The sequence below is a fragment of the Streptococcus oriscaviae genome (assembly GCF_018137985.1).
In the GTDB taxonomy this organism is placed as follows: Bacteria; Bacillota; Bacilli; order Lactobacillales; family Streptococcaceae; genus Streptococcus; species Streptococcus oriscaviae.
The window spans coordinates 621,373-648,088 of sequence record NZ_CP073084.1 but is presented as its reverse complement, the minus strand read 5'-3'; the positions used below and the strand labels follow the sequence as shown (position 1 = coordinate 648,088).

Genomic DNA, 26,716 nt, shown 5'->3' with positions numbered 1-26,716 from the left:
AAAAGGGTAGAGAAATTCATAAAAAAGGGGTAAAAATTGATATTTATTGATTATAAGGGTTAGAAATGAGAAGAATTTCTCAAATAAATTGTGGTATTTTTTGTGTAAGCGTTCACAAAGAGTGGTATACTGAGTGTGTCATAAAGGCAAGAGAAATCTTGCAACAAAGAAAAAAATACAAGGAGGACTTGAGATGTCACAACATCCAATTCACGTTTTTTCAGAAATCGGTAAGCTGAAAAAAGTTATGCTTCACCGTCCAGGTAAAGAGATTGAAAACTTGGTGCCAGATTACTTAGAGCGTTTGCTCTTTGATGATATTCCATTCTTGGAAGACGCTCAAAAAGAACACGATGCTTTTGCACAAGCCCTTCGTGACGAAGGGGTAGAGGTTCTTTATTTGGAAACTCTGGCTGCGGAATCATTGGTGACTCCAGAAATTCGTGAACAGTTTATTGATGAATACCTTGAAGAAGCAAACATTCGCGGACGTGCTACTAAGAAAGCGATCCGTGAGCTCTTGATGGGTATCGAAGACAACCAAGAGTTAGTGGAAAAAACAATGGCTGGTGTTCAGAAGGCAGAACTTCCAGAAGTCCCTGCTGAAGAAAAAGGTTTGACAGATTTGGTTGAATCAAATTACCCATTTGCGATTGACCCAATGCCAAACCTTTACTTCACACGGGATCCATTTGCTACCATCGGTAATGCAGTTTCCCTCAACCACATGTATGCAGAAACTCGTAACCGTGAAACCATCTACGGTAAATATATCTTTACTCATCACCCAGTCTACGGTGGAAAAGTTCCATTGGTTTACAACCGTGACGAAACAACCCGTATCGAAGGTGGGGATGAATTGGTTCTTTCAAAAGATGTCCTTGCAGTAGGTATTTCACAACGTACTGATGCAGCTTCTATTGAAAAACTATTGGTGAATATCTTCAAGCAAAATGTCGGCTTCAAGAAAGTATTGGCCTTTGAATTTGCCAACAACCGTAAATTCATGCACTTGGATACCGTCTTTACAATGGTAGACTATGATAAATTCACTATCCACCCAGAAATTGAAGGCGACCTCCGTGTTTACTCTGTAACCTATGAAAACGAAAAACTTCACATTGAAGAAGAACATGGTGACCTCGCTGAACTCTTGGCTGCAAACCTCGGACTTGAAAAAGTAGAATTGATTCGCTGTGGTGGTGACAACATCGTTGCTGCAGGACGTGAACAGTGGAACGACGGTTCTAACACCTTGACCATTGCACCAGGTGTAGTAGTAGTATACAACCGCAACACCATCACCAACGCTATCCTTGAGTCCAAAGGACTTCGTTTGATTAAGATCAGAGGAAGTGAATTGGTTCGGGGTCGTGGTGGACCACGTTGTATGTCCATGCCATTTGAGCGTGAAGACCTCTAATGAGGGAAGAACTCCTCATCGGCTCTGAAGAATGGCAGAGAGCAGCTTCTATCTATGTACGCTACCAGGTTTTCGTTCTGGAACGCGGGATTGAGCGAAGCGATGAATTTGATCAGTTCGATGAGAAAGGGCGTGTCTATGCCAATCTCTTTATCGATGGTAGACCTGTTTCGACCGGCCGTTTTCTTCCTGAGGATCAGGAAACAGCAAGACTGACGCGTATAGCAACCCTGCCTCAGTATCGGGGGGGGTGGGATACGGCTCCAAAATCATTCGTATCCTTGAAGAATATGCCAGAGAAGCAGGTTACCTTCGATTGGTTATCCATTCAGAACTGACCGCCAAAGGCTTTTATGAAAGCCTTGGTTATCAACCAATTTCAGATATCTATCAAGAAGATGGCGTTGATTGCCAATCTCTTGCAAAAACTATTTCAACATAAAGGAGAAACACACGATGACAAACGTATTTAAAGGCAGACACTTCCTCGCAGAGAAAGATTTCACTCGCGCTGAACTGGAATGGTTGATTGATTTTTCAGCACACTTGAAAGATTTGAAAAAGCGCAACATTCCTCACCGCTACTTGGAAGGGAAAAACATTGCTCTCTTGTTTGAAAAAACATCTACTCGCACTCGTGCTGCCTTTACCGTAGCTTCTATTGACCTCGGTGCTCACCCAGAATACCTTGGAGCAAATGACATCCAGTTGGGCAAAAAAGAGTCAACAGAAGATACTGCAAAAGTATTGGGCCGTATGTTTGATGGTATTGAATTCCGCGGCTTTAGCCAAGCAATGGTAGAAGATTTGGCTAAATTCTCTGGCGTACCAGTTTGGAACGGTTTGACTGACGCATGGCACCCAACTCAAATGTTGGCTGACTACCTGACAGTAAAAGAAAACTTCGGTAAACTGGAAGGCTTGACCTTGGTATACTGTGGTGACGGCCGTAACAACGTAGCAAACAGCTTGTTGGTGACAGGTGCAATCCTTGGTGTCAACGTACACATCTTCTCTCCAAAAGAACTCTTCCCAGAAGAAGAAGTGGTTGCTTTGGCTGAAGGCTTTGCGAAAGAAAGCGGAGCGCGTGTCTTGATTACTGACAATGCAGACGAAGCAGTGAAAGGCGCAGATGTCCTTTACACAGACGTTTGGGTATCCATGGGTGAAGAAGACAAATTCGCAGAACGCGTTGCCCTCTTGAAACCATATCAAGTAAACATGGACTTGGTGAAAAAAGCAGAAAACGAAAACCTTATCTTCTTGCACTGCTTGCCTGCCTTCCACGATACAGAAACTGTTTACGGTAAAGACGTTGCTGAAAAATTCGGCGTAGAAGAAATGGAAGTAACAGACGAAGTCTTCCGCAGCAAGTATGCACGTCACTTCGACCAAGCTGAAAACCGCATGCACACTATCAAAGCAGTGATGGCAGCAACCTTGGGCGACCCATTTGTACCACGCGTTTAATAAGGACTTTCCAATAGCTTCTATTTGAAACGAACGAATACCAACTGATGAGGGCTGGACTAGCCTCTAGTCGCAGCCCTTCATTTCCATGTGTAATGTAAACGCTATCAAAACAGAGGGTGTTCCCTCTTCACCAGAATGTTTAAAAGGAGAAAGAACAAAACATGGCAAACCGTAAAATCGTCGTAGCCTTGGGAGGAAACGCCATCCTCTCATCTGACCCATCTGCACAAGCACAAAAGGAAGCCTTGGTGCAGACCGCAAAACACTTGGTAAAATTGATTAAAAATGGCGATGACTTAATTGTCACACACGGAAACGGCCCACAGGTCGGCAACCTCTTGCTACAAAACTTAGCAGCTGACTCTGAAAAGAACCCAGCTTTCCCATTGGACAGCTTGGTAGCTATGACAGAAGGCTCTATCGGTTTCTGGCTTCAAAATGCTTTGGCCAACGAATTGACCAAAGAAGGCATTGAGAAGAACGTCGCTTCTGTTGTGACCCAGGTTGTAGTAGATAAACAGGACCCAGCCTTTGAAAATCTGACCAAGCCAATCGGCCCATTCTATTCTGAAGAAGAAGCCAAAGCAGAAGCTGAAAAGACTGGTGCAACCTTTAAAGAGGATGCTGGTCGTGGCTGGAGAAAGGTTGTTGCTTCACCAAAACCTGTTGACATCAAAGAAATCGGAACCATCCGTACGCTTTTGAATGCAGGGGAAGTGGTTGTAGCTGCTGGCGGTGGCGGCATTCCTGTTGTCCGTGAAGCCGATGGCACCTTGACAGGTGTTGAAGCAGTTATTGACAAGGACTTCGCTTCACAACGTTTGGCGGAATTGGTTGATGCAGACCTCTTCATCGTACTAACGGGTGTCGATTACGTCTTTGTTAACTACAACAAACCAGATCAAGCTAAATTGGAACATGTAACGGTGGCAGAATTGGAAGAATACATCAAACAAGACCAATTCGCACCGGGCTCTATGCTACCAAAAGTTGAAGCAGCTATCGCCTTTGTGAACAACAAACCAGAATCAAAAGCAGTTATTACATCGCTAGAAAACTTGGGCGCTCTGATTGAGTCAGAAAGTGGAACAATCATCGCTAAAGGCTAATGGCCAGTTAACTTAGGACATGAGGGAGGTTGTGACGGGTATATGTCCTGCTACATCCTCCTTTTTTATGAGAAGTTTAGGAGAAAATCTATGACAGACAATCCAAAAAAATTAGGTGTCATCGCTCTGACAGCCCTGATTATTAGTTCATCCATTGGTTCAGGGATCTTCGCCATTCCAACCGATATGGCAGCGGCAGCCGCTCCAGGTGGAGCGTTGGTTGCTTGGGCAATCGCTGGCGTAGGCGTCTTGGCTCTTTGCCTTTCCATTGTTAACATCGGACGCAAAAAACCAGAACTATCTGGGATTGTGAGTTATGCGGAAGATGGCTTTGGTCCTTTCAGCGGCTTTATCAGCGGTTGGGGCTACTGGCTGTCTGCCTGGCTTGGTAACGTAGCCTTTGCGACTATGATGATGAAGACTCTGGGACGCTTTTTCCCAGTCTTTGAAGAAGGAAACAATCTTATCTCTATCCTTTTGGCCTCAGTGGTTCTGTGGGGACTGACCTATGTGGTCAATCGCGGGGTAGAAGGTGCTGCGGCCCTAAATACCATCATCACCTTGTGTAAACTCCTTCCTTTGGGCTTGTATATTGTCTTAGCCCTTCTCTTCTTTGACCTGCCAACTTTCATGGAAAACTTCTGGGGAACAAGCTCAGCTGGTTTTGAATTTGGTCCAATCATGGAACAGGTAACCAACTCTATGATGGTTATCATGTGGGTCTTTGTTGGTATTGAAGGAGCAGCCATGATGTCAGATCGGGCACAAAATCGAGCTATCGTTGGAAAATCAACTGTTCTTGGCTTGATTGGTCTGTTGATTATCTATGTATCTGCTTCTATGCTCCCTTATGGCATTATGAGCCGCGAACAGGTTGCCGAATTGGCTAGCCCAGCCATGGGTTATGTCTTAGCCGAAAATGTTGGTGACTGGTTCCCAACGGTTGTGAATATTGCCTTGATTATCTCCATTTTCGGTAGTTGGCTATCTTGGACCATGCTCCCTGCTGAAACAACCTTGGTTATGGCCAATCGCAATTTATTGCCAAAGAAATTTGGAGAACTCAACCAGCATGGTGCGCCAACCTTCTCCTTGGTATTTATGACTGCCCTCACTCAGGCCTTCATGTTTACCCTGCTCTTTACAGATCAAGCCTATCAGTTTGCCTACTCTCTCTGTACGGCAGCGATCTTTGTATCTTGGCTGTACGTGACCCTCTATCAGGTCAAACTATCCAGCGACTTAAAAGAAACAGGTCAGTTGGTGATTGGACTAGTCGGTACAGTCTTTTATCTCTGGGCCATTTGGGTATCAGGTATTGATTACTTCTTGCTCTGCCTGATTGTCTACCTACTGGGAATTGTTTTGTATATTCAAGCGCGCAAGGCCATCGGGGTGAAAAAATTATTTGCTAGCGGAGAGTTGGTACTAGTGGTGCTCTTGATTGCTGGTGCAGTCCTAGCCTTGGTTCGATTATTTACTGGACAAATTACCCTTTAAGCTATCTGTATACATAAGGAGGAAGATGATGGAAATTCAAGCATTTGGTGTAGAAGAATGGCTCAATGTTTGGGAAAACGATGCTGTCTATGATATTGCAGGCAGCTCAATCGCCTCTATGACTCTGGAAGAAATCTTAAACTTAGATCCAGCTGGTAAGGATGCTCTCTTGGCAGAATTGCTGCAAAAGAAGATGAACTATGGCTGGATTGAAGGTTCTCCTGAATTTAAAGAAGAGGTAGCTAAACTCTACCAAACGGTCAAGTCCAGTCAGATTCTCCAAACCAACGGTGCAACAGGTGCAAACTTTTTAGCACTCTATGCTCTCATTGAAAGAGGAGATCATGTGGTTTCACTCTATCCAACCTATCAGCAACTCTATGATATTCCACGTTCCTTTGGAGCAGAGGTTTCTCTTTGGAAGATTCATGAAGAAGACAAGTGGCTGCCTTCCTTGGATGAATTGCGGCAACTCGTTCGTCCTGATACCAAGATGATCTGTATTAACAATGCCAATAATCCAACTGGAGCCATCATGGATCGTAGTTTCTTGGAAGGCATTGTAGAGGTGGCTCGGGAAGTTGGGGCCTATATCCTGTCAGATGAGGTTTACAAGCCTTTGGAAGATGGGCTGGATGTGCCAGCTATTGTCGATATATATGAAAAAGGCATATCAACCAATAGCCTTTCAAAGACCTATTCTGTTCCAGGTGTTCGGGTCGGCTGGGTTGTCGCTAATGATGAAGTGACAGAGCTTTTCCGCAAGTATCGGGACTACACCATGATTTGTGCAGGTGTCTTTGATGACTTCATCACGACTCATGTGCTGAAGCATAAGGAAGCCGTTTTGAAACGCAACCAGACGATTGTTAGTGAAAATCTAGCCATTGTCAAAGACTGGGTGGCAAAGGAACCACGCGTTTCTCTGGTCTTTCCGCGTCATGTTTCCACCTCTTTTATCAAGCTGGATATTCCAGAAGAAATCGAGGCATTTTGTATCCGTCTGTTAAAAGAAAAAGGAGTCTTGCTGGTTCCGGGGAACCGCTTTGACATGCCCGGCTATGCCCGCTTGGGCTACTGCACACATACAGAAATGCTGAAAAAAGGCTTGGAAGGTCTGTCTGATTTTCTTCGTCAATTTGATACGCCAAATCCGTAAAAAAATCCAAAATTTGTTGTAAAAATCACAACTAGACCTTGATTTTTTATGGAAATTTGGTACAATTAAACTAAGAAATGTAAGGGGTTTCCTTGAATGGGGACCTACAAATAAAAAAATATATAGGAGGTTTTTTGCGATGAGCGAAAAAGTGAAAAAAGGGTTCAAGATGCCTACATCGTATACCATCTTGATGCTCATTATCGCCTTTATGGCAGTGATGACTTGGATTATTCCAGCAGGTCAGTACCAGACTGATGATGCTGGAAATCTCATAACGGGTACTTACGAGCAGGTGGCACAGAACCCTCAAGGTATTTGGGATGTGTTGATGGCACCGATTCGGGCTATGCTTGGTCACGAACCAACTAAAGCAGCGATCGACGTATCTTTCTTCATCCTGATGGTTGGTGCCTTTCTAGGTGTTGTCAATGAAACAGGTGCCTTGGATGTAGGGATTGCCTCTATCGTGAAGCGGTTCAAGGGAAGAGAAAAAATGCTCATCTACATCTTGATGCCGCTCTTTGCACTCGGTGGTTCAACCTACGGTATGGGTGAAGAAACAATGGCTTTCTACCCTCTTCTCGTGCCAGTTATGATGGCAGTAGGGTTTGACTCTATCACAGGTGTTGCCATTATCTTGCTCGGTTCTCAAATCGGCTGTTTGGCCTCTACTGTTAACCCATTTGCAACTGGTGTAGCTGCAGATGCTGCCGGTGTCAGCGTGGCTGATGGTATGATCTGGCGTATCGTCTTCTTCATCGTAATCCTGGCAATGGGTATGTTCTTCGTTGCTCAGTACGCTGAAAAAGTACAAAAAGATCCAACTAAGTCTCTTGTTTATAAACAGCGTGAAACAGACATGGAGCATTTCAATGTGAATGCAAGCCAAGAAGTCAACGCTGACTTGACGCCAGCACAAAAACGTGTCCTTTGGGTCTTTGTCTTTACTTTCATTCTTATGATTTGTAGCTTCATCCCATGGGGTGATTTGGGCATCTCTATCTTTGAAGATTTCAACACTTGGTTGACAGGTCTTCCTGTTATTGGTCAAATCATCGGTTCTTCAACTTCACCACTTGGTTGGTGGTACTTCCCAGAAGGGGCAATGCTCTTTGCCTTTGCGGGTGTAGCAGTCGGTTTGGTCTACGGCATGGAAGAAGAACGTATGATCAAAGCCTTCATGAACGGTGCAGCAGACTTGCTCAGTGTAGCCCTTATCTGTGCGATTGCGCGTGGTATCCAAGTTATCATGAACGACGGTTTGATTACTGCAACCATCCTTCACTGGGGTGAAGTAGGACTGCAAGGTTTGTCATCTCAAGTCTTCATCGTCCTGACCTATCTCTTCTACCTGCCAATGTCCTTCTTGATTCCATCTACTTCAGGATTGGCAAGTGCTTCTATGGGTATCATGGCGCCGCTTGGCGAATTCGTAAATGTACCTTCTCACTTGATTATCACAGCCTTCCAAGCAGCATCTGGTGTGTTGAACTTGGTGGCACCAACTTCTGGTATCGTAATGGGTGCCCTTGCCCTTGGTCGCATCGAAATCGGTACTTGGTACAAGTTTGTTGGTAAATTGATTGTTGGAATTATTCTTGCAAGTATTGCGATTTTGGTACTTGCGACCTTCTTCTAAAACGAGAGGAGTTTCATGTGGTAAATACATTTATCACAGAGGAACACAAGAAAGCTTGTGTGGCGGCCATTCAGAAATTGGTCGCCTTTCCCTCTGTATTACAGGAAAATGAGAATAACACCCCCTTCGGTCAAAGTATTCAGGATGTTTTAGAGCATACCTTAGCTCTGACAAACGATTTGGGTTTTACAACCTATCTGGATCCAGCTGGCTACTATGGCTATGCCGAAGTCGGTAGCGGTCAAGAAATGCTAGCGATTCTCTGTCACTTGGATGTCGTTCCCGCAGGGGATTTAGACAAATGGGAAACCCCGCCTTTTGAAGCGGTTATCAAGGGGGAACACCTGCATGGACGAGGTGTTCAGGATGACAAAGGCCCTTCAATGGCAGCACTTTATGCAGTTAAAGCCTTGATGGATGCTGGGATTAGATTCAATAAACGCATTCGCTTTATTTTTGGTACAGATGAAGAAACACTCTGGCGCTGTATGAACCGCTACAACCAACTAGAGGAAGTAGCAACCATGGGCTTTGCTCCCGACTCATCCTTCCCCTTGACCTATGCTGAAAAGGGCCTCTTACAAGCTAAACTCCACGGGCCGGGTCATTCCTGCCTTGCTTTGGAAGCAGGAACTGCCTACAACGTTGTTCCGGCCAAGGCCAGTTATTCAGGTCACCTACTAGCAAGTGTAATAGCAGAACTGAAAAATCGGAACTATGATTATGAAACGGACGATGATATCTTGACAGTCCTTGGTGTTTCTCGACACTCCAAAGATGCAGCAGAGGGTGTCAATGCCATCGTGCGTCTGCTTCAAGCCCTTCATAAATTTGAAGACCACCCTGCCCTTGCCTTTATCAGCAACGAAGTGGGCGAAGATGCAACAGGTGCTAAACTGTTCGGAGATATTTCGGACGAACCTTCTGGTAAGCTCAGTTTTAATGTAGCAGGTATCACTGTAACACCAAAATCATCTGAAATCCGCTTGGATATTCGCATTCCTGTCCTTGCAGACAAGGATGCTCTTGTGAAGACTTTGGTAGAAAAAGCTGGCGCTTACGGACTGAGTTATGAAGAGTACGACTATTTGGCTTCTCTCTATGTACCGCTTGACAGTCAGCTGGTTTCGACCCTTTTGTCTGTCTATCGTGACAAAACGGGAGATATGACAGAAGCAGAATCCTCAGGAGGGGCAACCTTTGCCCGTACCATGCCAAACTGCGTAGCCTTTGGTGCATGTTTCCCAACAACAGAGCAAACTGAGCACCAGGAAAACGAACGGATGCCACTAGAGGATCTTTACCGAACAATGGACATCTATGCCGAGGCGGTGTATCGTTTAGCAGGACAAGATGTGAATGGACACTAACATAAATTGTTCACAAAAACAAACAGACCTACTACTCTGTAAAAGAGCGCTAGGTCTGTTTATTTTTATATCATTTCGGAGGAATTCCCTGCAAAACAAATGAAACTGGGCGAAAAGTCTTAAAAATAGAAAATAGCTTAGAATTGCGTCATCAGAAACGTTGCTTCTAAGCTATTTTTTTATTGTTCAAATTTTGACCGGAAGGGTAAAATTTTAGTTTTACCCAGACTCAACGTTTGCTAAAGAAAAATGGTGGTGTATACTGCTTGAGTTTTTCAAAACAGTCAAGGGCTGCTTGGTTGTCTTCACAGATAATTAAGCAAACATCGTCACCACAGACCGTGGCAATGATTTCAGGAATCTCCATGGCGTCTAAAATGGAGCCAAAGGAGTTGGCGAGCCCTGGAAGAGCCTTCAGCACCACTTGGTTTTGAACGGGTTTGAGCATGACTAAAGCGTCTTCCATATAGATTCGCAGTCGTTTTTCCCAACGAGAAGGAGCGATGCTATTGATCACATAATAGGTCGAATTTCCTTCGTTGATTTTAACCAAATTGAGTAACTTAATGTCTCGCGACAGGGTTGACTGGGTAACATGAACCCCGTTGCGTTCTAAGAGTTCTTGCAATTCTTGTTGGGTATGGATTTTCTTTTCTAAAATCAGAGAACGGATGAGTTGATGGCGGCTTTCAATCTTATTCATAGCATATCCTATTTCAGAAACATGGCGTCGCCGAAACTGAAGAAGCGGTAACCTTCCTCAACGGCGTGTTTGTAAGCTTCGAGGGTAAATTCACGGCCTGCAAAGGCAGCAACGAGCATGACCAGAGTGGACTTTGGCAGGTGGAAGTTGGTTGAAAAGGCATCGACAACCTTAAAGGTATAGCCTGGCTTGATGAAGATATTGGTCCAGCCAGAATCAGCCTTGAGTTTTCCATCAAATTTGTTGCCGATAGTTTCCAGGGTACGGATAGAGGTTGTTCCAACGGCAACGACACGGCCTCCGGTCTCCTTGACGTGATTGAGTGTATCCGCGGCCTTTTGACTAAACTGATAATACTCAGAGTGCATTTCATGGTCTTCCAAATTATCCACAGATACAGGTCGGAAGGTTCCAAGTCCAACATGCAGGGTTAGGTAAACTAGCTTGACCCCTTTATCCTCGATTTTTTGGAGTAATTCTTGGGTAAAGTGTAGACCGGCCGTAGGAGCAGCAGCAGAGCCATTTTCCTTGGCGTAGACTGTCTGGTAACGCTCGCGATCCTCTAGTTTTTCGTGGATATAAGGTGGCAGAGGCATTTCACCCAGACTTTCCAGCACCTCAAGAAAAATACCGTCATAGCTAAATTCGACGATTCTTCCACCATGCTCTAATTCTTCCACAATAGTTGCGATGAGTCGGCCATCACCAAAGGAAACCTTGCTTCCGACACGCAGCCGTTTGGCTGGCTTTGCAAGAACCTCCCACTGGTCGCCTTGGGTATTTTTCAGCAAAAGCAACTCCACATGACCATGGGTGTCAGGTTTTTCTCCATATAGTCGAGCTGGCAACACGCGGGTATTATTCATCACCAGAGCATCCCCTGGTTGAAGTTGGTCAATAATATGGTCGAAATGACTATCCGCTAAGGTCTGTTTTTCCTTATCCAAAATCAACAAGCGCGAGCTATCTCGCTGGATTAAGGGGGTTTGGGCAATCAATTCTTCCGGCAATTCAAAATCAAAATCAGCTGTATTCATATCTTCTCCTTTATCCTGCTAATAAAATGGTCAAAAAGTAAAATAATAGTCCGAAAGGAAGGACAATCAAACTGCCACCGATGACAAAAAGAATGAGTCGGATGACTTTTTGACCCCGCAAACTGTAAGCAATCAGAGAGAGGATAATGCCAACTGCAAATAGTATCAATAGTTCTGTAAGCATGGCTCTATTATATCATATTTTGAACAGACGAGTGGGGAGAAGTTATGGGCAAATTTTCTTTGTTTGAAAGATTTTTCAAATAAAAAGGGAAATGTCTTGACAAAAATCGGTCTATACCATATAATGGTCTTAAACAAATGGTATAGACCAAAAAGGAGGAATCATGCGCGTTATTAAAGTAAAACATGCAATCGAGGGTGGGAAAGTAGCTTTTGATCTCTTAAAAGAAAAAATGGCAGCAGGTGCCAAGGTACTGGGGCTAGCTACAGGCTCAACACCACTTGAGTTTTATAAACAGATTGTAGCCAGTGACCTTGATTTTTCAGATATGGTATCTGTCAATCTGGATGAGTATGTAGGTTTGGGAGTGGAGAGCGATCAGTCCTATGCTTACTTTATGAAGCAACACTTATTTGATGCCAAACCCTTTAAAGCTTCCTATCTACCAGATGGTTTAGCCAGTGATTTGAATGCCAGTCTTGACCAGTACAACCAACTATTGGCAGATAATCCAGTAGAATTGCAGATTTTAGGAATCGGTCGTAACGGTCATATCGGCTTTAATGAGCCCGGCTCGTCATTTGATGGCATCACAAGAGTTGTCGATTTGGCTCCTTCTACTATTGAAGCAAACAGCCGCTTCTTTGCAAGTATGGAGGAGGTTCCAAAACAGGCGATTTCAATGGGAATTGCCAATATTATGGCTGCCAAAACCATTCTGCTGATGGCTTATGGTGAAGATAAGGCTGATGCTATTCAAGCAATGATTGAGGGCCCTATTACAGAAGAACTTCCTGCAAGTATCTTACAGAACCATCCAGATGCAGTCATCATTGTAGATGAAGCAGCAGCAAGCAAACTTGCCTAAAATAGACCAGAAAAAATCCTGTTTCAACAGGATTTTTTGTGTGCAGTAAGAATGTCATCGGTTTAATCGAGCGACCAGTCTAAGTCAGGACCAAGGGGCACGATTCCGGTTGGATTGATTGTCTTGTGACTGCCGTAGTAGTGTTGTTTAATATGCTGGAAGTTTACCGTTTCCGCAATTCCCTTGTGGTTATAAAGCCGCTTCGTATACTGCCAGAGGTGAGGGAAGTCGACCAGAGGCTTGCTGTTGCACTTGAAATGTCCGAAATAAACCACATCAAAGCGCACCAAGGTCGTAAAAAGACGAATGTCCGCTTCTGTCAGCTGATTGCCGACTAGGTATGTGTGTTCTGCCAAATGCCTATCCAACTCTTCCAGTGCAAGGAAAAGTTGTTTGACCTCTTCTTCGTAGACTTCTTGTTTGGTAGCAAAACCAGCTTTATAGACACCATTGTTGATAGTCGGATAGACAAACGCGTTCATTTTATCAATCTCAGCCTGCAGCTCTACGGGGTAAAAATCTTCAGTATTGCCTGTCAGTTCATCAAAGGCAGAGTTGAACATCCGCATGATTTCTGCAGATTCGTTGCTGACAATGGTACTGGTCTTTTTATCCCAAAGAATGGGAACAGTGACGCGGCCTGTGTAGTGTGGATCGGCTTGGGTATAGATCTGATGTAGGAAGTCACTTCCAAATATACTGTCGGCCATAACTCCATCCGCTTCTTCAAACGTCCATCCATTTTCCAACATCAGCGGGTGAACAACCGAAAGAGAAATATGCTCTTCCAGCCCCTTCAACTTACGCATAATGAGGGTACGGCTAGCCCACGGACAGGCCAAGGAAACATAGAGATGGTAACGGCCAGATTCAGCCTTGAAGCCTGCTTTTCCAGTTGGACCAGCTTTTCCATCCTTAGTAATCCAGTTTCGGAACTGGGTTTTGCTACGCACAAATTTTCCGCCAGTTGATGTGGTATCATACCATTGGTCATGCCAAACGCCATCGATAAGTAGTCCCATAATACTCTCTTTTTATTATTACTAATTAGTAGTATACCACACCTGTGATGAAAGACAAAGCATTAGGAACTATGGTAGAATAAGGCTATGAGATTGGATAAATGTTTGGAAAAAGCGAAAATTGGCTCCAAAAAGCAGATAAAACGCTATTTTGCCAGCCGGCAGATTACAATTGATGGTTCGTTGGCTAAGAAGCTCAGTCAGATTGTAGACCCAGAATTGCAACAGGTAGAGGTGGCAGGTAGATCTGTGAAGATAACAGGAGCTAGGTACTATCTCCTCAACAAACCTGCTGGCGTGGTTTCCGCCTGCTCGGATGCCCACTTCCCAACTGTGCTGGATTTGCTGAGAGAGGAAGACCGGGTGGATGGCCTCTTTCCCATTGGGCGCCTAGACCGCGATACGGAAGGGCTGGTTCTTTTAACCAACAATGGCCCCCTGGGCTTTCGCATGCTCCATCCCCAGCACCATGTGGCCAAGACCTATTATGTAGAGGTCAATGATGCCCTGCATCCTGATGCGCCAGCTTTTTTTGACAATGGAGTGACCTTTTTAGACGGCACCACATGCAAGCCAGCTCAGCTGACCATCTTATCCAGCCAGCCAGGCCATAGCAGGGCCCAGATTACGATTTCCGAAGGAAAATTTCACCAGGTCAAGAAGATGTTTCTAGCATACGGGGTCAAGGTGACCTATCTCAAGCGCATCTCCTTTGGTGGCTTTAACCTAGAAGATTCCCTTCCCGCCGGAGCCTACCGACAACTAAGTCAGGAAGAAATCAAGGTTTTAAAGAAGTATTTTGATTAGAAAACCCAACCCAGTTGAGCTTCAACTGGGTTGGGTTTGTTTTAAGAGGTAGAGGAAGTAGGGGGCTCCAATCATGGAGACGATGATTCCCGTTGGGATGCCGGTGCCGACCAGCAGGACCCGGCCGATGGTGTCAGCCAAAAGGAGAATGAGGCTGCCTAAAATCATGCTGGCTGGGATGGTGATACGGTGGTCATTGCCCAACCACCGGCGAGTAATATGGCCAGCGATTAGTCCCACAAAGGTGATGTTGCCTACGAGGACGACACTGAGTGCGCCTAGGGCTGTGGCCAAGACCAGGGTGACCAGCCTTTCCTTTTGCAAATGCAGGCCCAGGGCCATGGCGGTCTGGTCATTGAGGTTCATGATATTGAGGGAGCGACTGCGGCTAAAGGTGGCTACCCAGACCAGGATAAGGAGTGGACTGTATAGAGTCAAGCTTGACCAATCTCCACCGTTCACCCGACCGCTCAACCACTGGACGATGTACTCCATCTTGAAATCATCTAGGCTGCTGATAATGCTGACCATGATGCCAGACAGCATGCTGGATATTCCTACCCCAGTGATAATCAAGCGTGTGGGATGGACCCCATAGAGTTTCTTACGGGCCAGCCAGTAGACTAGAAAGATGGTCAAGCCTCCCCCCAGCATGGCAAAGAGGGGGGTAAAGGCTAGCAAAACGGGATGGATAGTGGATGAAAGTCCTACCAGAATCGCAACCACCAGCCCAGCACCCGTATTGATACCCAGGATACCCGAATCTGCCAGAGGATTGCGGGTCAAGGTTTGCAAGAGCAAGCCAGCCAAGGACAAGGATGCTCCGCCAATCATGGAGGCCACGATACGGGGCAAACGAATCCGCCCGATAATGAGCAGGGTGGATGAATCCGCCCGTCCCTTTATCAGCTCCATGAAATCAGAAAAAGAAGAGTTGGTATAGCCCACAGACAAGGCAATCAGAAAGGCTGCCAGCAGCAAAAGGAGCAGGATGGTAAAGCTTGGAAGGAGCTGATTTTTTCGCATCATAAGTGGTCCCCCTTTCGGATGAGCCAGAGGAAACAGGGCAGACCAATGATGCTGATGACAGCGCTCATCGGCGTTTCAACTGGTGGGTTGATGGAACGGCAAATCAAATCCACCCAGATGAGGAAAGTGGCTCCCGCAAAGGCCGTCAGTGGCAAGAGGATGCGGTAGTTTTTCCCCGTAAAGATACGGATGAAGTGCGGGATGATGAGGCCGACAAAGGAGAGGGAGCCGACCAGAGCCACAGCCGCAGCCGAGAGCAAGAGGACAATGCCCAATAAGAGCAAGGTCATCAGAAAGGTCCGCTGGCCCAGGTTTTTGGCCACTGTTTCATTAAGGCTGAGAATGGTCAGCTGATGGGCAAAAAGCTGGGCTAGGATAAGACCCAGAACAATAAAGGGAGCAATCATGGCCAACATCTTCCAGTTGACTTGAACCAAGCCACCTGCCAGCCAGCCGATGACCGCCGTTGAAAGGTCAAAGTAGATGGTGATAGCCTGGCCAAGGGCAGAAAAGAGGCTGGCAACCATGGCTCCAGATAGGATGAGCCGCAGCTGATTGTAGCCCTTTTGAGCCTGATAGGAAAGGGAAAAAACTAGGATGGCAGCCAAAAAGGAGCCCAGCAGGCAGATCAGTAAAATCTGGCTATAATGCAGGCTTCCAAAAATAGCAAAGGCCAGGATAAGGGCCAGGCCTGCCCCCGCATTGATGCCTAGAAGGCCTGGATCGGCAATGGCATTGCGGGTGACGCCCTGCATTATGGCACCAGCCTGGGCCATGGCTGCTCCAACCAGGAGGGCCGCCAGGATTCGGGGCAGTCGTAAATCGACAACGACATCCTGGACAGCGGATTGGACCATGGGCTCTTGCAAAACTTCCATCAGCTGATTGTGGCTATAGGAAATGGCCCCAAAGCGCAAACTCAGATAGATTCCCGCCAGAAAAAGCAGGCAGATGCTGAAAAAAACGAGCCAAAGTTGCTTTGGCTTCGTTGAGTGAGAAAGAAGGGTTTCTTCTTGTTTCATGAATGTTTCCTTTTATTGGGCGTCCTTGATGGCTTTAACAAAGGCTTCAATCTGCAAGTCTAACGACATTGGATCAGAGAAGTAGAAGAGGTTGTAATCCACTTCCAGCACATGACCCGCTTGGACTGCCGGCAGGTTCTTCCAAATGTCACTTTCCTTGAGAGAAGCAGCAGCTTCTTTGGTAGTCGCATTGACATTGACCAGAGCATAGTCACCGATATAGTCAGGCAGAGCTTCTTGGGAAACGCCAAACCAGCCATCCTTGCTGATGATGTCCTCTTGGACCTTGGCAGGGGCTGCAAAACCGAGAGCCTTGTAAACCAATTCTCCGCCACGACCAAAATTATCGCCATAGAGGTAGATGTTTTTATCAAAGAAATCCATAACAGTGAAGGTGGTGCTTTCATCGATGACGCCATTTAGCTCGTTCTTGGCAGCAGTCACTTTTTCCTCCCACTGGTCAAGCCAGGCTTGGGCTTCTGTTTCCTTGCCAAAAATTTGTCCCACATCTGTCAGCATTTCCAGATAATCACTCTTACCGTAGGTAATTTCGATGACTGGAGCAATTTCTTTCAAGGTTTCCAAGTTATCATCCCCAGCAAAAACCAAGATGACATCTGGTTCCTGGGCCGCAATGGCCTCCGTATCCGCAGTGGTCAGCTGGACAGCGTCCTTGAGCTGATCGCCAAAGGCAGGACTATCCTTTTCCAAATCAAGGCTGTAACTGGAAACATCTATGCCCAATTGCAGGAGGTAACCTGTGTAGGAATAGGCAAAATTGACCACCTTTTGTGGATTCTTTGGAATATCGCCATGATAGACGATGCCCTCAATCTCAGGCATACTGGACAATTCGACCTTGGTGGAAGGTTGTGCGCTGGAGCAGGCTGCCAGCCATAGAAAGGCAAGGACCAAACTACATGTTGCTAAAAACTTTTTCATAATCATCTCCTTTTATTTAATTAAATCGTAGGTGAGTAAAGTGGGGTAATCTTGGCCTGGAAGCTGCAAGAGTTGGGCCTCAATCTGGAAAATGTCACGGAGAATATCTGTCGTCATGATGGCTGAGACAGCCCCGTGGTGGTGAATCTTGCCCCCCTTCATCGCGATCATATAGTCTGAAAAGCGGGCGGACAGGTTGACATCATGGAGGACCATGACGATGGTTTTCTGCCTGGTCTGATTGAGCTCCCTCAAGAGTTCGAGTACCTCCAGCTGATGGTTGAGATCCAGGTAGGTGGTGGGTTCATCCAGGAAGATGGTATCGGTATCCTGGGCAAGGGCCATGGCAATCCAGACCCGCTGTCTCTGCCCACCGGACAAATCATCTACCGGCAGCCTGGCATAGGCTATGGTTTGGGTGACCTCCAAGGCCCAGTTGACTTTTTCCCGGTCCAGGTCAGACAAGTAGCCCAGGCCATTTTGATGGGGAAAGCGACCGTAGGAGACCAGTTCGTAGACGGAGATTCCCTCCGTTGCCTCCAAGACCTGGGGCAGGAGGGCCAGTTTTTTAGCCACTTCCTTGGTTGGCAGCTGGGCAATAGCCTGCCCATCCAGATAGACAGCTCCAGCTTGGAGAGGAAGGATCCTAGTCAAGGCCTTGAGCAGGGTTGATTTGCCACAACCGTTGGAACCGATGATGGTAGTGATTTTTCCTTCGGGAATGGTGGTTGACAAGGAATCAATGATGACCCGGTCGTCGTATGCCACCCGGATGGCTTCAGCCTGAATGTTTGACACAATTTCCCCCTTTTTCTATTTCTAAACATATTATACCAAAATTTTCTCATAAAACAAGAGTTTTCTGACAATTTTAATCTAACAAGAATGGTTATAAAAAACCACTGCCCTATTGAGCAATGGCATTTTTCTATAAATAATGTTTTGCAACTTCCAAATCTCCAGCGTATTCTTCGCGACGGTCATTCACAATCTGGTAAGCATCTGCTCCCTTCCCAGCAATGATAACGGCATCTTGGTTGTTTTTTGTCATACTCATTGCTAGTTGAATGGCCTTCTCGCGGTCAACTTCGATTTGACTTGGACGGGTCATGTAGGATTGGATTTCCGCTGCGATGGCTGCAGGGTCTTCACGGTTGGGGTCATCCGCGGTCAATAGGACATCAATTTGCGGATAGTGGTTCAGCAATAGCCCAAAGTCCTTGCGGCGGCTTTCACCCTTATTGCCTGTCGCCCCTAAAATAAGGATGACCTTGCCTTTCTGATGTTCCAAAACAACATCAATCAATTTTTTCACACTGTCCCCATTGTGGGCATAGTCAACAAAGATTTTGGCTCCATTTTTCTGGGTCAAAACTTCCATGCGACCGGGAACAGATGTTTGGGCAATGCCAGCTCGAATATCTTCTAGGCTGGCACCCAATCGTAGACAGGCTAGTCCAGCAGCAAGAGCATTTTCCTGATTGAAACGGCCGATAAGCTGGATGTCGTAGTGGCCAGCCAATTTCCCAGACACGGCAAAATCAAAGCCATGCGAGTCGAGGATTGCATTGTCAGAAGCTGATCCATAAAAGTCGTGGTCTTTAGTGATGACTTGCTCTCTTACCGCTTCAAAATGCTCCATGCCGCTATTAACAATCACAGCTCTGCTATTGTCCATCAAGAGCCGCTTGTGGTAGAAGTAGTCCTCAAAGGTGGGATGCTCAATTGGTCCAATATGGTCGGGACTGATGTTGAGAAAGACGCCGACATCAAAGGTCAGCCCGTAGACCCGCTTGACCAGATAGGCTTGGCTGGACACTTCCATCACCAGATGGGTACGACCGTTTTCCACTGCTTTAGCCATCATCGCAAAGAGGTCCAGGCTTTCAGGCGTTGTTAGGGCCGACTTGAAGAAGTGCACACCATCTAGTGTAGTATTCATAGTAGATAACATAGCCGGGCGGTGGCTCTGGCTAAGGATAGAATAGGCGAAGTAAGCGGCAGTGGTCTTTCCCTTTGTCCCTGTAAAGGCCAGAAGTTTGAGTTTTTGCTCAGGGTGGTCATAAAATTCCATAGCAATCAAACTCATTGCCTGCTTGACATCGTTGACGAGAATAACAGGAATATCAAGCTCATAGTCCATTTCAGATACATAGAAGGCTAGCCCATCTTCAATAGCTTTTTCCAAAAATTCTCTCTTGAAAGAAGCTCCCTTAGCAAAGAAAAGAGTGCTCGGACTGACAGTTCTGCTGTCATAGCTGAGAGCGTCAAACTGCACACCAGACCAAGTGTTGTAGCTCGTTTTGTTGTGGTTTATATGGCGGAAATTTCCGTCTTCTTTTAAAATGGTTAGTAGAGTTTCAATGGTAATCATATCCCTATTTTACTCTCATTAGGGAGGTTTGACAAGTCAAAGAAAGGAAATGATGAAAAAAGCTGCGCTAATCTTGCTTAAACCGAGGTTCGTCCTGATTGGAGGGGCAAGGTTCGTAGTTGTAGCCTTTCTCAACAGAGGGAAATGCCATAGTTAAAAACTATAACAGCGATTGAAAAAACCTATGAGTTTTTTAGGAGTTTTGCCTGAAAAATTTGCGGAGAAATGCTAGAATGGAAGAAGGATATTCAAAGGAGGAAACGATGACAGATTATAAGATTGATACGCTTTTGGCCCGTGCAGGTGTCAATACTGATGAAAAGACGGGAGCGCTCATTTCTCCCATCTTCCTGTCTACTACTTACCAGCATCCTGAATTTGGTCAGTCCACTGGTTTTGACTATACCCGTACCAAAAACCCAACGCGCCTGACTTTGGAAAAAACACTAGCAGCGATTGAAAAGGCTGACTATGCCTTGGTTACTAGTTCAGGTATGGCAGCTCTTGTCTTACTGTTCAATGGTTTTCCGCTTGGAAGCAAGATTGTTGCGGCGCGTGATCTGTATGGAGGAAGCTTCCGCTGGTTTAATGAACAAGAGGCGCTTGGGCGTTTCAGTTTTACCTACGTGACTAATCAGCAAGAACTCTTGGATAGCATCAATGAAGAAACAGATTATGTTTTTATCGAAACGCCGACCAACCCACTGATGGTCGAATTTGATATTGAGGCAGTAGCAAAGGTGACCCATGCTCATGGAGCCAAGTTGATTGTGGACAACACCTTTTATAGTCCAGTCTATCAGAATCCCATTCCTTTAGGCGCGGATGTCGTTTTGCATTCCGCGACCAAATATTTGTCAGGGCATAATGATGTATTAGGCGGCGTCTTGGTAACCAACGACCAAGCTCTCTATGACAAGCTTTTTTACGATCAAAACACGACAGGGCCAACGCTGTCACCATTGGACTCCTATCTCTTAATGCGCGGGCTGAAGACCTTATCAATTCGGATGGAGCGTGCTACCAAAAACGCTCAGAAAATCGTTAACTACCTCAAAACGTGTTCCGCTGTTAAAGAGGTCTTTTATACTGGAAAGGGAGGGATGGTCTCCTTAAAGGTGATGGATCAAAGCCGTATTCCTCAGATTCTCAATAGCTTGCAGATTTTTACCTTTGCAGAAAGTTTAGGAGGAGTGGAGAGTTTGATTACCTACCCAGCTACTCAGACCCATGCCGATATTCCTGAAGCAATTCGCCATTCCTATGGTTTGACAGACGACCTCTTGCGGTTATCAATTGGTATTGAGGATGCAGATGATTTGATTGCGGACCTTCGGTCTGCCTTGGAGGGATAAGATGGGACGATACGATTTTACAACGAGGCCCAATCGCTTGGGGCATCACACAGAAAAATGGCGCAAAAGCGAACAGGATCCGGATTTGTTGCAGCTATGGATTGCAGATATGGACTTTGAAGCCCTGCCTGAAATCCGGACAGCCTTGCGCCGCTATGCCGACGAACACATTTTTGGCTATCCCTACGCTAGTGACCAGCTCTATCAGGCTATTATAGACTGGGAAAAAAGGGAACATGGCTATGAGGTTGATAGAGAAGCCATTGTCTTAATAGAAGGAGTTGTGCCTGCTATTTCTGTGGCAATCCAAGCCCTGACAAATGAGGGAGATAGCATCCTTATCAATACCCCGGTCTATCCCCCCTTTGCTCGTTCTGTCAAACTCAACCAGCGCAATCTGGTGACCAATTCATTAGTCAACTCAAACGGACACTTTGAAATCGACTTTGCCCAGTTGGAACATGAACTGGTTACTCATGATGTCAAACTTTATATCTTCTGTAATCCCCATAACCCTAGCGGGCGAGTTTGGACCAAGGAAGAGATAAAACAGGTTGGCTTGCTCTGTCAGAAATATGGAGTGCTCTTAATTTCTGACGAAATCCATCAGGATTTGGCTCTCTTTGGCCACCAACATTGCTCCTTTAATACCGTAGACAGCCGTTTCAAAGAGTTTAGTTTGATTCTTTCTTCAGCGACAAAAACGTTCAATATCGCAGGGACTAAAAATAGCTTTGCGATTATTGAAAATCCAGCTTTGCGTAAGAAGTTTACCCATCGCCAGTTGACCAATAATCAACATGAAATTCCGACAGTTGGTTTGATTACGACAGAAACAGCCTTCACGTACGGCAAGCCGTGGCTGGAAGAGTTAAAGGCTGTCCTTGAAACCAATATTTGCTTTGCTGTGGATTATCTTACCCAGCACACCAAGATTCAGGTGATGAAACCAGAAGGAACCTATCTCATCTGGCTAGACTTCTCTCCTTATGAGCTCAGCCATGAGGAAATTCATGAAAAGTTACAAAAAGAAGCCAAGGTGGTTTTGAACGATGGCAAGACTTTCGGTAAAGAAGGAACCTGTCACGCTCGATTTAACGCAGCTGCTCCACTGGCAACTATCCAAGAAGCTTGCCAGCGGATAGCCCGTGTTTTTGGTGAATAAAAAAAAGAAGGGTTAGTTCATCATTGAGCTAATCCTTCTTTAGTTGTGCCTTTCGATAGTCACTAGGGCTCATGTGAAAATAGTGTTTAAAGGCGGTGCTAAAATTAAGTGGGTCTTGGTAGCCAACGGATAAAGACACCTCTGTAATACTCCATTTTGGGTTGAGCAATAATTCGCGACTTCGGTTCATACGAACAGAAAGTAAATATTCTTTGATTGAATAGCCTGTTTCTTGTTTGAATATTTTATAGAGGTAGCTACGGTTTAAGGCTAATTTTCCAGCAATATCAGCTACTTTTAGAGGTGATGCGTAAAGGCTATGAATCATCTTAATAGCCTGTGTAACATAATGCTTTGTTGTTTGTTGGGACTCCTTGAGTGCTTTATTTGGAAATTCATCAATCAAGGCTGCCAAGAGTTTATGAAGCTGACCGATTAGTGATAGTTCAGTGACAAGATGGAGAGAATGCTGGCCGACACGAGTGATAGCAACCATCTCTTCCAAGATGGGGGAGTTAAGATGTGAATGCAAGTAGTAGTTTTCTAGGAGTTGGCTTTGCTTGAGGATTGTTTCTACTCTGGACCCGCTAAAACCAACCCATATATAGGACCAAGGTTCTTCGCTATCTGCTTGGTAAAAGGTGACTTGGTTCTTCGGGAGGATAAATAGGTCGCCTTCCTTGAGAGGAGTGGTCTGACCGTTGATGGTGAAGGCTCCTTTACCGTGAACTATAAAATGCAGGACATAATTTTCTCGGACAGTCGGTCCGAAGGAATAATTTTTATCGCAAATTTCAGCGCCATAGTGGTCAACATTCAGGTCGAAGTTGTTGCTTTTTAATTCATTGTAGATATTTAGGATATTCATAGTTGTTCTCCTTAGGAAACATTATACCATGTTTTGATAACAAATTTCCATTTTTTAAAGCGTTTTCATTTGGTAGAATAAACGTGTAAAAGAGATAGGAGATAGAAAAGTGATACAATTTTTTGAACAAGAAGGCTTGTTTCACTTGAAAACAACGGAATTTTCTTATGTGATGCAAGTTTTAGAAAATGATATACTTGTGCATAGATACTTCGGTAAAAAAGTCAATCAGTTTAGTTCAAGTAACAAAATAACATATTTAGACAGAGCCTTCTCTCCAAGTCCCATCAGTGGAAATCGGACTTTTTCATTGGATACTCTGTCCATGGAATATTCAAGCAATGGCCTTGGAGACTTTCGTGCCGCAGCCATCGAAGTACGAAATGAATTTGGGACAGCTTTGGATTTGCGCTATCAGACTCATAGAATTTTCAAAGGCAAGAAGAAATTACTGGATTTGCCAGCCAGTTTTGCAAGCGAAGAGGAGGTTGAAACTTTAGAGATAGACCTCTATGACCAGTTAACGGATGTGACAGTAACGCTATCTTATTCTGTATTTGAAGAGGCAAATTTTCTAGCGCGGTCAGTTGTGATTCAGACCGGTCGCTATCCAAGCACTCTTGAAACGGCACTTTCATTCATGTTGGATTTTCCTCATCAAGATTTTGCTATTCATAGCCTGACGGGTCGATATGGCTACGAAAAAGAATGGACGGTAACGCCTATTACCAAGGGAAAATACAGTATCGGCAGTATCCGAGGAGCATCCAGTCACTCTAGAACCCCTTTCTTAGCTTTAGCCTCTAAGGATGTGACGGAGGATTATGGCGAAGTTTATTCAGCCCATCTTGTTTACAGCGGTAATTTTACAGGTTTTGTCGAAACAACAGCTCTTGAAACCTGCCGTTGGGGCATGGGGCTTAACGATTGGGGATTTTGCTGGAAACTAGAAGCCCATCAATCCTTCCAAACCCCAGAAGCTCTTTTGTCTTATACCGACAGAGGATTGACAGGAATGACTCAGACTAGTCACGCTTTTCTTCAGAAGCATCTGGTTCGGTCGCCCTTTGCTAATAAACCTAGACCGATTCTCATCAATAATTGGGAAGCCACTTACTTCCATTTTACGGAGGAAAAAATTCTCAGTTTAGCAAGAGAGGCTCAACAGGCAGGAATTGAATTATTTGTATTGGATGACGGCTGGTTTGGCAAGCGAAATAATGACGAGTCTTCTCTTGGTGACTGGTACGTCAATAAGGAAAAACTTCCTAATGGCTTGAATGGATTGGCTGAAGCCATCAATGATTTAGGTATGGAATTTGGACTGTGGTTTGAGCCTGAGATGATTTCAGTGGATAGTGAACTCTATCGCAAGCATCCTGACTGGGCTATTCACATTAAGGGTAGAGAGCATATCTATAGCCGGGAACAGTTGGTTCTTGATTTGTCTAAAAAAGAAGTCTGCGACTATCTTATCGATTCGATAACCAGAGTGTTGCAATCGGCTAATATTACCTATGTTAAGTGGGATATGAACCGCAACATCACCTCAATTTCTGAAGGACAAGCCAATGCTACTAAGCATGAATTTTATCATCGCTATATCCTTGGACTCTATCGGATTTTGGATACCCTTACCCAAGCCTTTCCTCATGTGCTCTTTGAATCCTGTGCAGGAGGAGGAGGGCGTAATGATCTAGGTATGCTCTATTACATGCCACAAGCGTGGGCGAGTGACAATACAGATGCGATTGGTCGCCTTTCCATTCAGGAAGGAACGAGTTTGATTTATCCAATCGCTTCAATGGGAGCCCATGTATCAGCTGTTCCGAATCATCAGGTAGGGCGGATTACTCCTTTTTCAACTCGAGGGAATGTTGCCATGCTGGGAAATTTGGGCTATGAATTGGATTTGACAGCCCTGTCAGACTCCAAGAAAAAAGAAGTTGCTAGCCAAACAGCTCTCTATAAAAGTATTCGACAAACAGTCCAATTCGGGAATATCTACCGATTACAACAAACGGAGAATACGAAAGCATATACTTATGTTAATAAGGATAAAAGTCAGGCAGTCTTTACTTTTGTGAAAATCCTGGCTCAGCCAGAGGCTCCTCTTGTGCAAGTCCGACTCAAGGGCTTGGAGGAGCGTGCGCTTTATCATTGTCCTCAGTTAGATGCTAGCTTTTATGGGGACGAACTCATGAATATCGGGTTAACTATGCCGCATATTCAAAAAGATTTCTTTAGTGTACAATATATTTTTAATAAAATCTAGGAGGATTTTACCATATGAACATCAAAACAGTTTTTAAATGCGCTACTGCTTGTGCGTTTGCTAGTTTGCTCGTTGCCTGCGGCAGTTCAAGCTCTAGCGAAAAGGTTGAGATTGAATTTTACTCTCAAAAACCTGAAATGCAAAAAACGCTTCAAGAAATCATCGATGATTTTGAAAAAGAAAATCCTACGATTGATGTTAAGTTTTCAAACGTACCAGATGCGGGAACTGTTTTGAAAACCCGTATGGCTAATGACGAAGCGCCAGATGTCATCAATATTTACCCTCAGAATGCTGACTTCAAAGAATTTGCAGCTGATGGTCGTTTCTTAGAAATCGATGATGATGCAGGGCTATCCAACTTGAAAGACGGAGCGGTAACTCCTTATCTGGTTGAAGACAAGAACTACACCCTTCCTTTAACTGCCAATGCTTACGGTATTTACTACAATAAGGATAAATTCAAAGAACTAGGTTTAGAAGTTCCAACGACTTATGCAGAATTTGTTGCGCTGGTAGATAAAATTAAGGCAGATGGTACAACTTCACCATTTGCACTTTCTCTGAATGATGCTTGGTCACTAAATGGATACCATCAGTTAGCCTGGGTAACAGTTGCCGGTGGGTTTGATGGTGCAGAAGACATCTTGATCCGCAGTGCTAAAGGTGCAATTCAAGATGATACAACAACAAAAGCGGTAACTGAGCGCTTGGCACTGTTGACAGACAACGGTCAAAAGGGAGCAGCAGGAGCATTGTATGCAGATGCGGTTGCAGCTTTTGCAGCAGGAGAAGCGTTGATGTTGCCACAGGGAACATGGGCAGCAACTGCTATTAACCAGCAAGAGCCTGAGTTTGAGTACGGCATGTTCACCTTCCCTGGAGATGAAGAAGGCGGTGACTATACCATTGGTGCAGCGGACCTAGCTCTCTCTATCTCTGCTGAATCGGAACATCCGGAAGAAGCTAAGAAATTCTTAGAGTATCTCTCTCGTGCAGAAGTTATTCAAAAATATTATGATGTAGACGGTTCTCCAACCTCTGTTGAAGGAGTTGATACAGAAGGCAAATTCCCAGAAACAGCTGGTGTTACCCAATATGCCTTCACAGACAAGCATGTGGTTTGGTTGCAAAGTGAATGGGATTCGGAAGATGAGTTCTGGAATATCACAGTTGAAACCGTCAAAAATCCTGACTCAGCTGAATTGGTTAAGAAACTCAATGCCTTCTTTGATCCAATGAAATAGAAAAGTTAATAGAAACAACTGTGGAACCGGGGCTGGAGAATCTGGTCGTGGTTCCTCTTATAGTTGTTTAATCTCAGTTTGAATGATGGCACCCCTAAACTGTTGTTGGAACTGAGCTTAAACTACTATACTCAACAACATA

General features: G+C 45.0%; 23 protein-coding genes and 1 pseudogene. 14 read left to right on the top strand and 10 right to left on the bottom strand.

Annotation, left to right across the window (positions count from 1 at the left end):
• The first annotated feature begins 193 nt into the window (after positions 1-193).
• From arcA to INT76_RS03130, 8 genes and pseudogenes are all read left to right on the top strand, one after another.
• Complete coding sequence (gene arcA / locus INT76_RS03165) at positions 194-1,423, top strand: arginine deiminase (protein ID WP_212572109.1); 1,230 nt, start codon at positions 194-196, stop codon at positions 1,421-1,423.
• Positions 1,423-1,865: pseudogene (locus tag INT76_RS03160) on the top strand (GNAT family N-acetyltransferase). Before arcA ends, INT76_RS03160 begins: the two are co-directional and overlap by 1 nt.
• Before the next feature lie 14 nt (positions 1,866-1,879).
• The gene (gene argF / locus INT76_RS03155; RefSeq protein WP_212572107.1) at positions 1,880-2,893 is read left to right on the top strand and encodes an ornithine carbamoyltransferase; all 1,014 of its coding nucleotides are present in this window, start codon (positions 1,880-1,882) and stop codon (positions 2,891-2,893) included.
• Between the two features lie 164 nt (positions 2,894-3,057).
• Entirely contained in the window at positions 3,058-4,005 is a 948-nt protein-coding gene (gene arcC / locus INT76_RS03150; protein WP_212572105.1) for a carbamate kinase, read from the top strand.
• Positions 4,006-4,095: 90 nt separating this feature from the next.
• On the top strand, positions 4,096-5,505 hold the full coding sequence (arcD, locus tag INT76_RS03145; protein ID WP_212572096.1) for an arginine-ornithine antiporter: 1,410 nt from the start codon (positions 4,096-4,098) through the stop codon (positions 5,503-5,505).
• 28 nt (positions 5,506-5,533) lie between these two features.
• Complete coding sequence (locus tag INT76_RS03140) at positions 5,534-6,664, top strand: aminotransferase (RefSeq protein ID WP_212573004.1); 1,131 nt, start codon at positions 5,534-5,536, stop codon at positions 6,662-6,664.
• A gap of 139 nt (positions 6,665-6,803) precedes the next feature.
• The gene (locus tag INT76_RS03135) at positions 6,804-8,306 is read left to right on the top strand and encodes a YfcC family protein (protein ID WP_212572094.1); all 1,503 of its coding nucleotides are present in this window, start codon (positions 6,804-6,806) and stop codon (positions 8,304-8,306) included.
• Between the two features lie 17 nt (positions 8,307-8,323).
• Complete coding sequence (locus INT76_RS03130; RefSeq protein WP_212572092.1) at positions 8,324-9,676, top strand: dipeptidase; 1,353 nt, start codon at positions 8,324-8,326, stop codon at positions 9,674-9,676.
• Between the two features lie 229 nt (positions 9,677-9,905).
• Here INT76_RS03130 and INT76_RS03125 read toward each other — a convergent pair whose 3' ends face one another.
• The 3 genes from INT76_RS03125 to INT76_RS03115 are packed head-to-tail and all read right to left on the bottom strand — an operon-like array spanning position 9,906 to position 11,600.
• The gene (locus tag INT76_RS03125; protein ID WP_212572091.1) at positions 9,906-10,379 is read right to left on the bottom strand and encodes an arginine repressor; all 474 of its coding nucleotides are present in this window, start codon (positions 10,377-10,379) and stop codon (positions 9,906-9,908) included.
• A gap of 8 nt (positions 10,380-10,387) precedes the next feature.
• Positions 10,388-11,416: a tRNA preQ1(34) S-adenosylmethionine ribosyltransferase-isomerase QueA gene (queA, locus tag INT76_RS03120; RefSeq protein WP_212572089.1), complete on the bottom strand. Its 1,029-nt coding sequence runs from the start codon at positions 11,414-11,416 to the stop codon at positions 10,388-10,390.
• Between the two features lie 10 nt (positions 11,417-11,426).
• On the bottom strand, positions 11,427-11,600 hold the full coding sequence (locus INT76_RS03115) for a hypothetical protein (RefSeq protein WP_212572088.1): 174 nt from the start codon (positions 11,598-11,600) through the stop codon (positions 11,427-11,429).
• A gap of 163 nt (positions 11,601-11,763) precedes the next feature.
• Here INT76_RS03115 and INT76_RS03110 point away from each other — a divergent pair, with 163 nt between their 5' ends.
• Entirely contained in the window at positions 11,764-12,468 is a 705-nt protein-coding gene (locus INT76_RS03110) for a glucosamine-6-phosphate deaminase (RefSeq protein ID WP_212572086.1), read from the top strand.
• A gap of 62 nt (positions 12,469-12,530) precedes the next feature.
• Here the strand turns inward: INT76_RS03110 and INT76_RS03105 are convergent, their stop codons facing one another.
• Entirely contained in the window at positions 12,531-13,490 is a 960-nt protein-coding gene (locus INT76_RS03105; RefSeq protein ID WP_212572084.1) for a glutathione S-transferase family protein, read from the bottom strand.
• Between the two features lie 87 nt (positions 13,491-13,577).
• On the opposite strand from INT76_RS03105, the gene INT76_RS03100 reads away from it, so the two are divergent.
• A complete protein-coding gene (locus tag INT76_RS03100) occupies positions 13,578-14,297 on the top strand; it encodes a 16S rRNA pseudouridine(516) synthase (RefSeq protein ID WP_212572082.1) in 720 nt (239 codons plus the stop codon).
• A gap of 21 nt (positions 14,298-14,318) precedes the next feature.
• Here the strand turns inward: INT76_RS03100 and INT76_RS03095 are convergent, their stop codons facing one another.
• From INT76_RS03095 to INT76_RS03075, 5 genes are all read right to left on the bottom strand, one after another.
• Positions 14,319-15,326, bottom strand: a complete 1,008-nt coding sequence (locus INT76_RS03095; protein ID WP_212572080.1) for a FecCD family ABC transporter permease — start codon at positions 15,324-15,326, stop codon at positions 14,319-14,321.
• A complete protein-coding gene (locus INT76_RS03090; RefSeq protein ID WP_212572078.1) occupies positions 15,323-16,348 on the bottom strand; it encodes a FecCD family ABC transporter permease in 1,026 nt (341 codons plus the stop codon). Before INT76_RS03090 ends, INT76_RS03095 begins: the two co-directional genes overlap by 4 nt.
• Before the next feature lie 12 nt (positions 16,349-16,360).
• Positions 16,361-17,290 (bottom strand): ABC transporter substrate-binding protein, encoded by a 930-nt coding sequence (locus INT76_RS03085; RefSeq protein WP_212572076.1) that lies wholly within the window; start codon positions 17,288-17,290, stop codon positions 16,361-16,363.
• 12 nt (positions 17,291-17,302) lie between these two features.
• Positions 17,303-18,088, bottom strand: a complete 786-nt coding sequence (locus tag INT76_RS03080; protein ID WP_212572074.1) for an ABC transporter ATP-binding protein — start codon at positions 18,086-18,088, stop codon at positions 17,303-17,305.
• A 130-nt stretch (positions 18,089-18,218) separates the two neighbouring features.
• The gene (locus tag INT76_RS03075; protein ID WP_212572058.1) at positions 18,219-19,664 is read right to left on the bottom strand and encodes a UDP-N-acetylmuramoyl-L-alanyl-D-glutamate--L-lysine ligase; all 1,446 of its coding nucleotides are present in this window, start codon (positions 19,662-19,664) and stop codon (positions 18,219-18,221) included.
• Positions 19,665-19,927: 263 nt separating this feature from the next.
• Here INT76_RS03075 and INT76_RS03070 point away from each other — a divergent pair, with 263 nt between their 5' ends.
• Both INT76_RS03070 and INT76_RS03065 read left to right on the top strand, forming a co-directional pair.
• Positions 19,928-21,019, top strand: a complete 1,092-nt coding sequence (locus tag INT76_RS03070; protein WP_212572056.1) for a cystathionine gamma-synthase — start codon at positions 19,928-19,930, stop codon at positions 21,017-21,019.
• 1 nt (position 21,020) lies between these two features.
• On the top strand, positions 21,021-22,184 hold the full coding sequence (locus tag INT76_RS03065; RefSeq protein ID WP_212572054.1) for a MalY/PatB family protein: 1,164 nt from the start codon (positions 21,021-21,023) through the stop codon (positions 22,182-22,184).
• A gap of 28 nt (positions 22,185-22,212) precedes the next feature.
• Here INT76_RS03065 and INT76_RS03060 read toward each other — a convergent pair whose 3' ends face one another.
• The gene (locus tag INT76_RS03060; RefSeq protein WP_212572052.1) at positions 22,213-23,052 is read right to left on the bottom strand and encodes an AraC family transcriptional regulator; all 840 of its coding nucleotides are present in this window, start codon (positions 23,050-23,052) and stop codon (positions 22,213-22,215) included.
• Positions 23,053-23,224: 172 nt separating this feature from the next.
• Here INT76_RS03060 and INT76_RS03055 point away from each other — a divergent pair, with 172 nt between their 5' ends.
• Together INT76_RS03055 and INT76_RS03050 are read left to right on the top strand one after the other, a co-directional pair.
• Complete coding sequence (locus INT76_RS03055; protein ID WP_212573003.1) at positions 23,225-25,327, top strand: alpha-galactosidase; 2,103 nt, start codon at positions 23,225-23,227, stop codon at positions 25,325-25,327.
• Between the two features lie 14 nt (positions 25,328-25,341).
• Positions 25,342-26,574, top strand: coding sequence for an extracellular solute-binding protein (locus INT76_RS03050; protein ID WP_212572050.1), 1,233 nt, complete (start codon positions 25,342-25,344; stop codon positions 26,572-26,574).
• Positions 26,575-26,716: the final 142 nt, after the last annotated feature.

Excerpts from the sequence above, each read along its gene's own strand:
- INT76_RS03125 (WP_212572091.1), bottom strand. The coding sequence starts at position 10,379 with ATGAATAAGATTGAAAGCCGCCATCAACTCATCCGTTCTCTGATTTTA.
- INT76_RS03060 (WP_212572052.1), bottom strand. The coding sequence starts at position 23,052 with ATGAATATCCTAAATATCTACAATGAATTAAAAAGCAACAACTTCGAC.
- INT76_RS03075 (WP_212572058.1), bottom strand. The coding sequence starts at position 19,664 with ATGATTACCATTGAAACTCTACTAACCATTTTAAAAGAAGACGGAAAT.
- INT76_RS03115 (WP_212572088.1), bottom strand. The coding sequence starts at position 11,600 with ATGCTTACAGAACTATTGATACTATTTGCAGTTGGCATTATCCTCTCT.
- arcA (WP_212572109.1), top strand. The coding sequence starts at position 194 with ATGTCACAACATCCAATTCACGTTTTTTCAGAAATCGGTAAGCTGAAA.
- INT76_RS03085 (WP_212572076.1), bottom strand. The coding sequence starts at position 17,290 with ATGAAAAAGTTTTTAGCAACATGTAGTTTGGTCCTTGCCTTTCTATGG.
- INT76_RS03135 (WP_212572094.1), top strand. The coding sequence starts at position 6,804 with ATGAGCGAAAAAGTGAAAAAAGGGTTCAAGATGCCTACATCGTATACC.
- INT76_RS03095 (WP_212572080.1), bottom strand. The coding sequence starts at position 15,326 with ATGATGCGAAAAAATCAGCTCCTTCCAAGCTTTACCATCCTGCTCCTT.
- INT76_RS03055 (WP_212573003.1), top strand. The coding sequence starts at position 23,225 with ATGCAAGTTTTAGAAAATGATATACTTGTGCATAGATACTTCGGTAAA.
- arcC (WP_212572105.1), top strand. The coding sequence starts at position 3,058 with ATGGCAAACCGTAAAATCGTCGTAGCCTTGGGAGGAAACGCCATCCTC.
- INT76_RS03050 (WP_212572050.1), top strand. The coding sequence starts at position 25,342 with ATGAACATCAAAACAGTTTTTAAATGCGCTACTGCTTGTGCGTTTGCT.
- INT76_RS03105 (WP_212572084.1), bottom strand. The coding sequence starts at position 13,490 with ATGGGACTACTTATCGATGGCGTTTGGCATGACCAATGGTATGATACC.
- INT76_RS03070 (WP_212572056.1), top strand. The coding sequence starts at position 19,928 with ATGACAGATTATAAGATTGATACGCTTTTGGCCCGTGCAGGTGTCAAT.
- INT76_RS03100 (WP_212572082.1), top strand. The coding sequence starts at position 13,578 with ATGAGATTGGATAAATGTTTGGAAAAAGCGAAAATTGGCTCCAAAAAG.
- INT76_RS03140 (WP_212573004.1), top strand. The coding sequence starts at position 5,534 with ATGGAAATTCAAGCATTTGGTGTAGAAGAATGGCTCAATGTTTGGGAA.
- arcD (WP_212572096.1), top strand. The coding sequence starts at position 4,096 with ATGACAGACAATCCAAAAAAATTAGGTGTCATCGCTCTGACAGCCCTG.
- argF (WP_212572107.1), top strand. The coding sequence starts at position 1,880 with ATGACAAACGTATTTAAAGGCAGACACTTCCTCGCAGAGAAAGATTTC.
- queA (WP_212572089.1), bottom strand. The coding sequence starts at position 11,416 with ATGAATACAGCTGATTTTGATTTTGAATTGCCGGAAGAATTGATTGCC.
- INT76_RS03110 (WP_212572086.1), top strand. The coding sequence starts at position 11,764 with ATGCGCGTTATTAAAGTAAAACATGCAATCGAGGGTGGGAAAGTAGCT.
- INT76_RS03090 (WP_212572078.1), bottom strand. The coding sequence starts at position 16,348 with ATGAAACAAGAAGAAACCCTTCTTTCTCACTCAACGAAGCCAAAGCAA.
- INT76_RS03065 (WP_212572054.1), top strand. The coding sequence starts at position 21,021 with ATGGGACGATACGATTTTACAACGAGGCCCAATCGCTTGGGGCATCAC.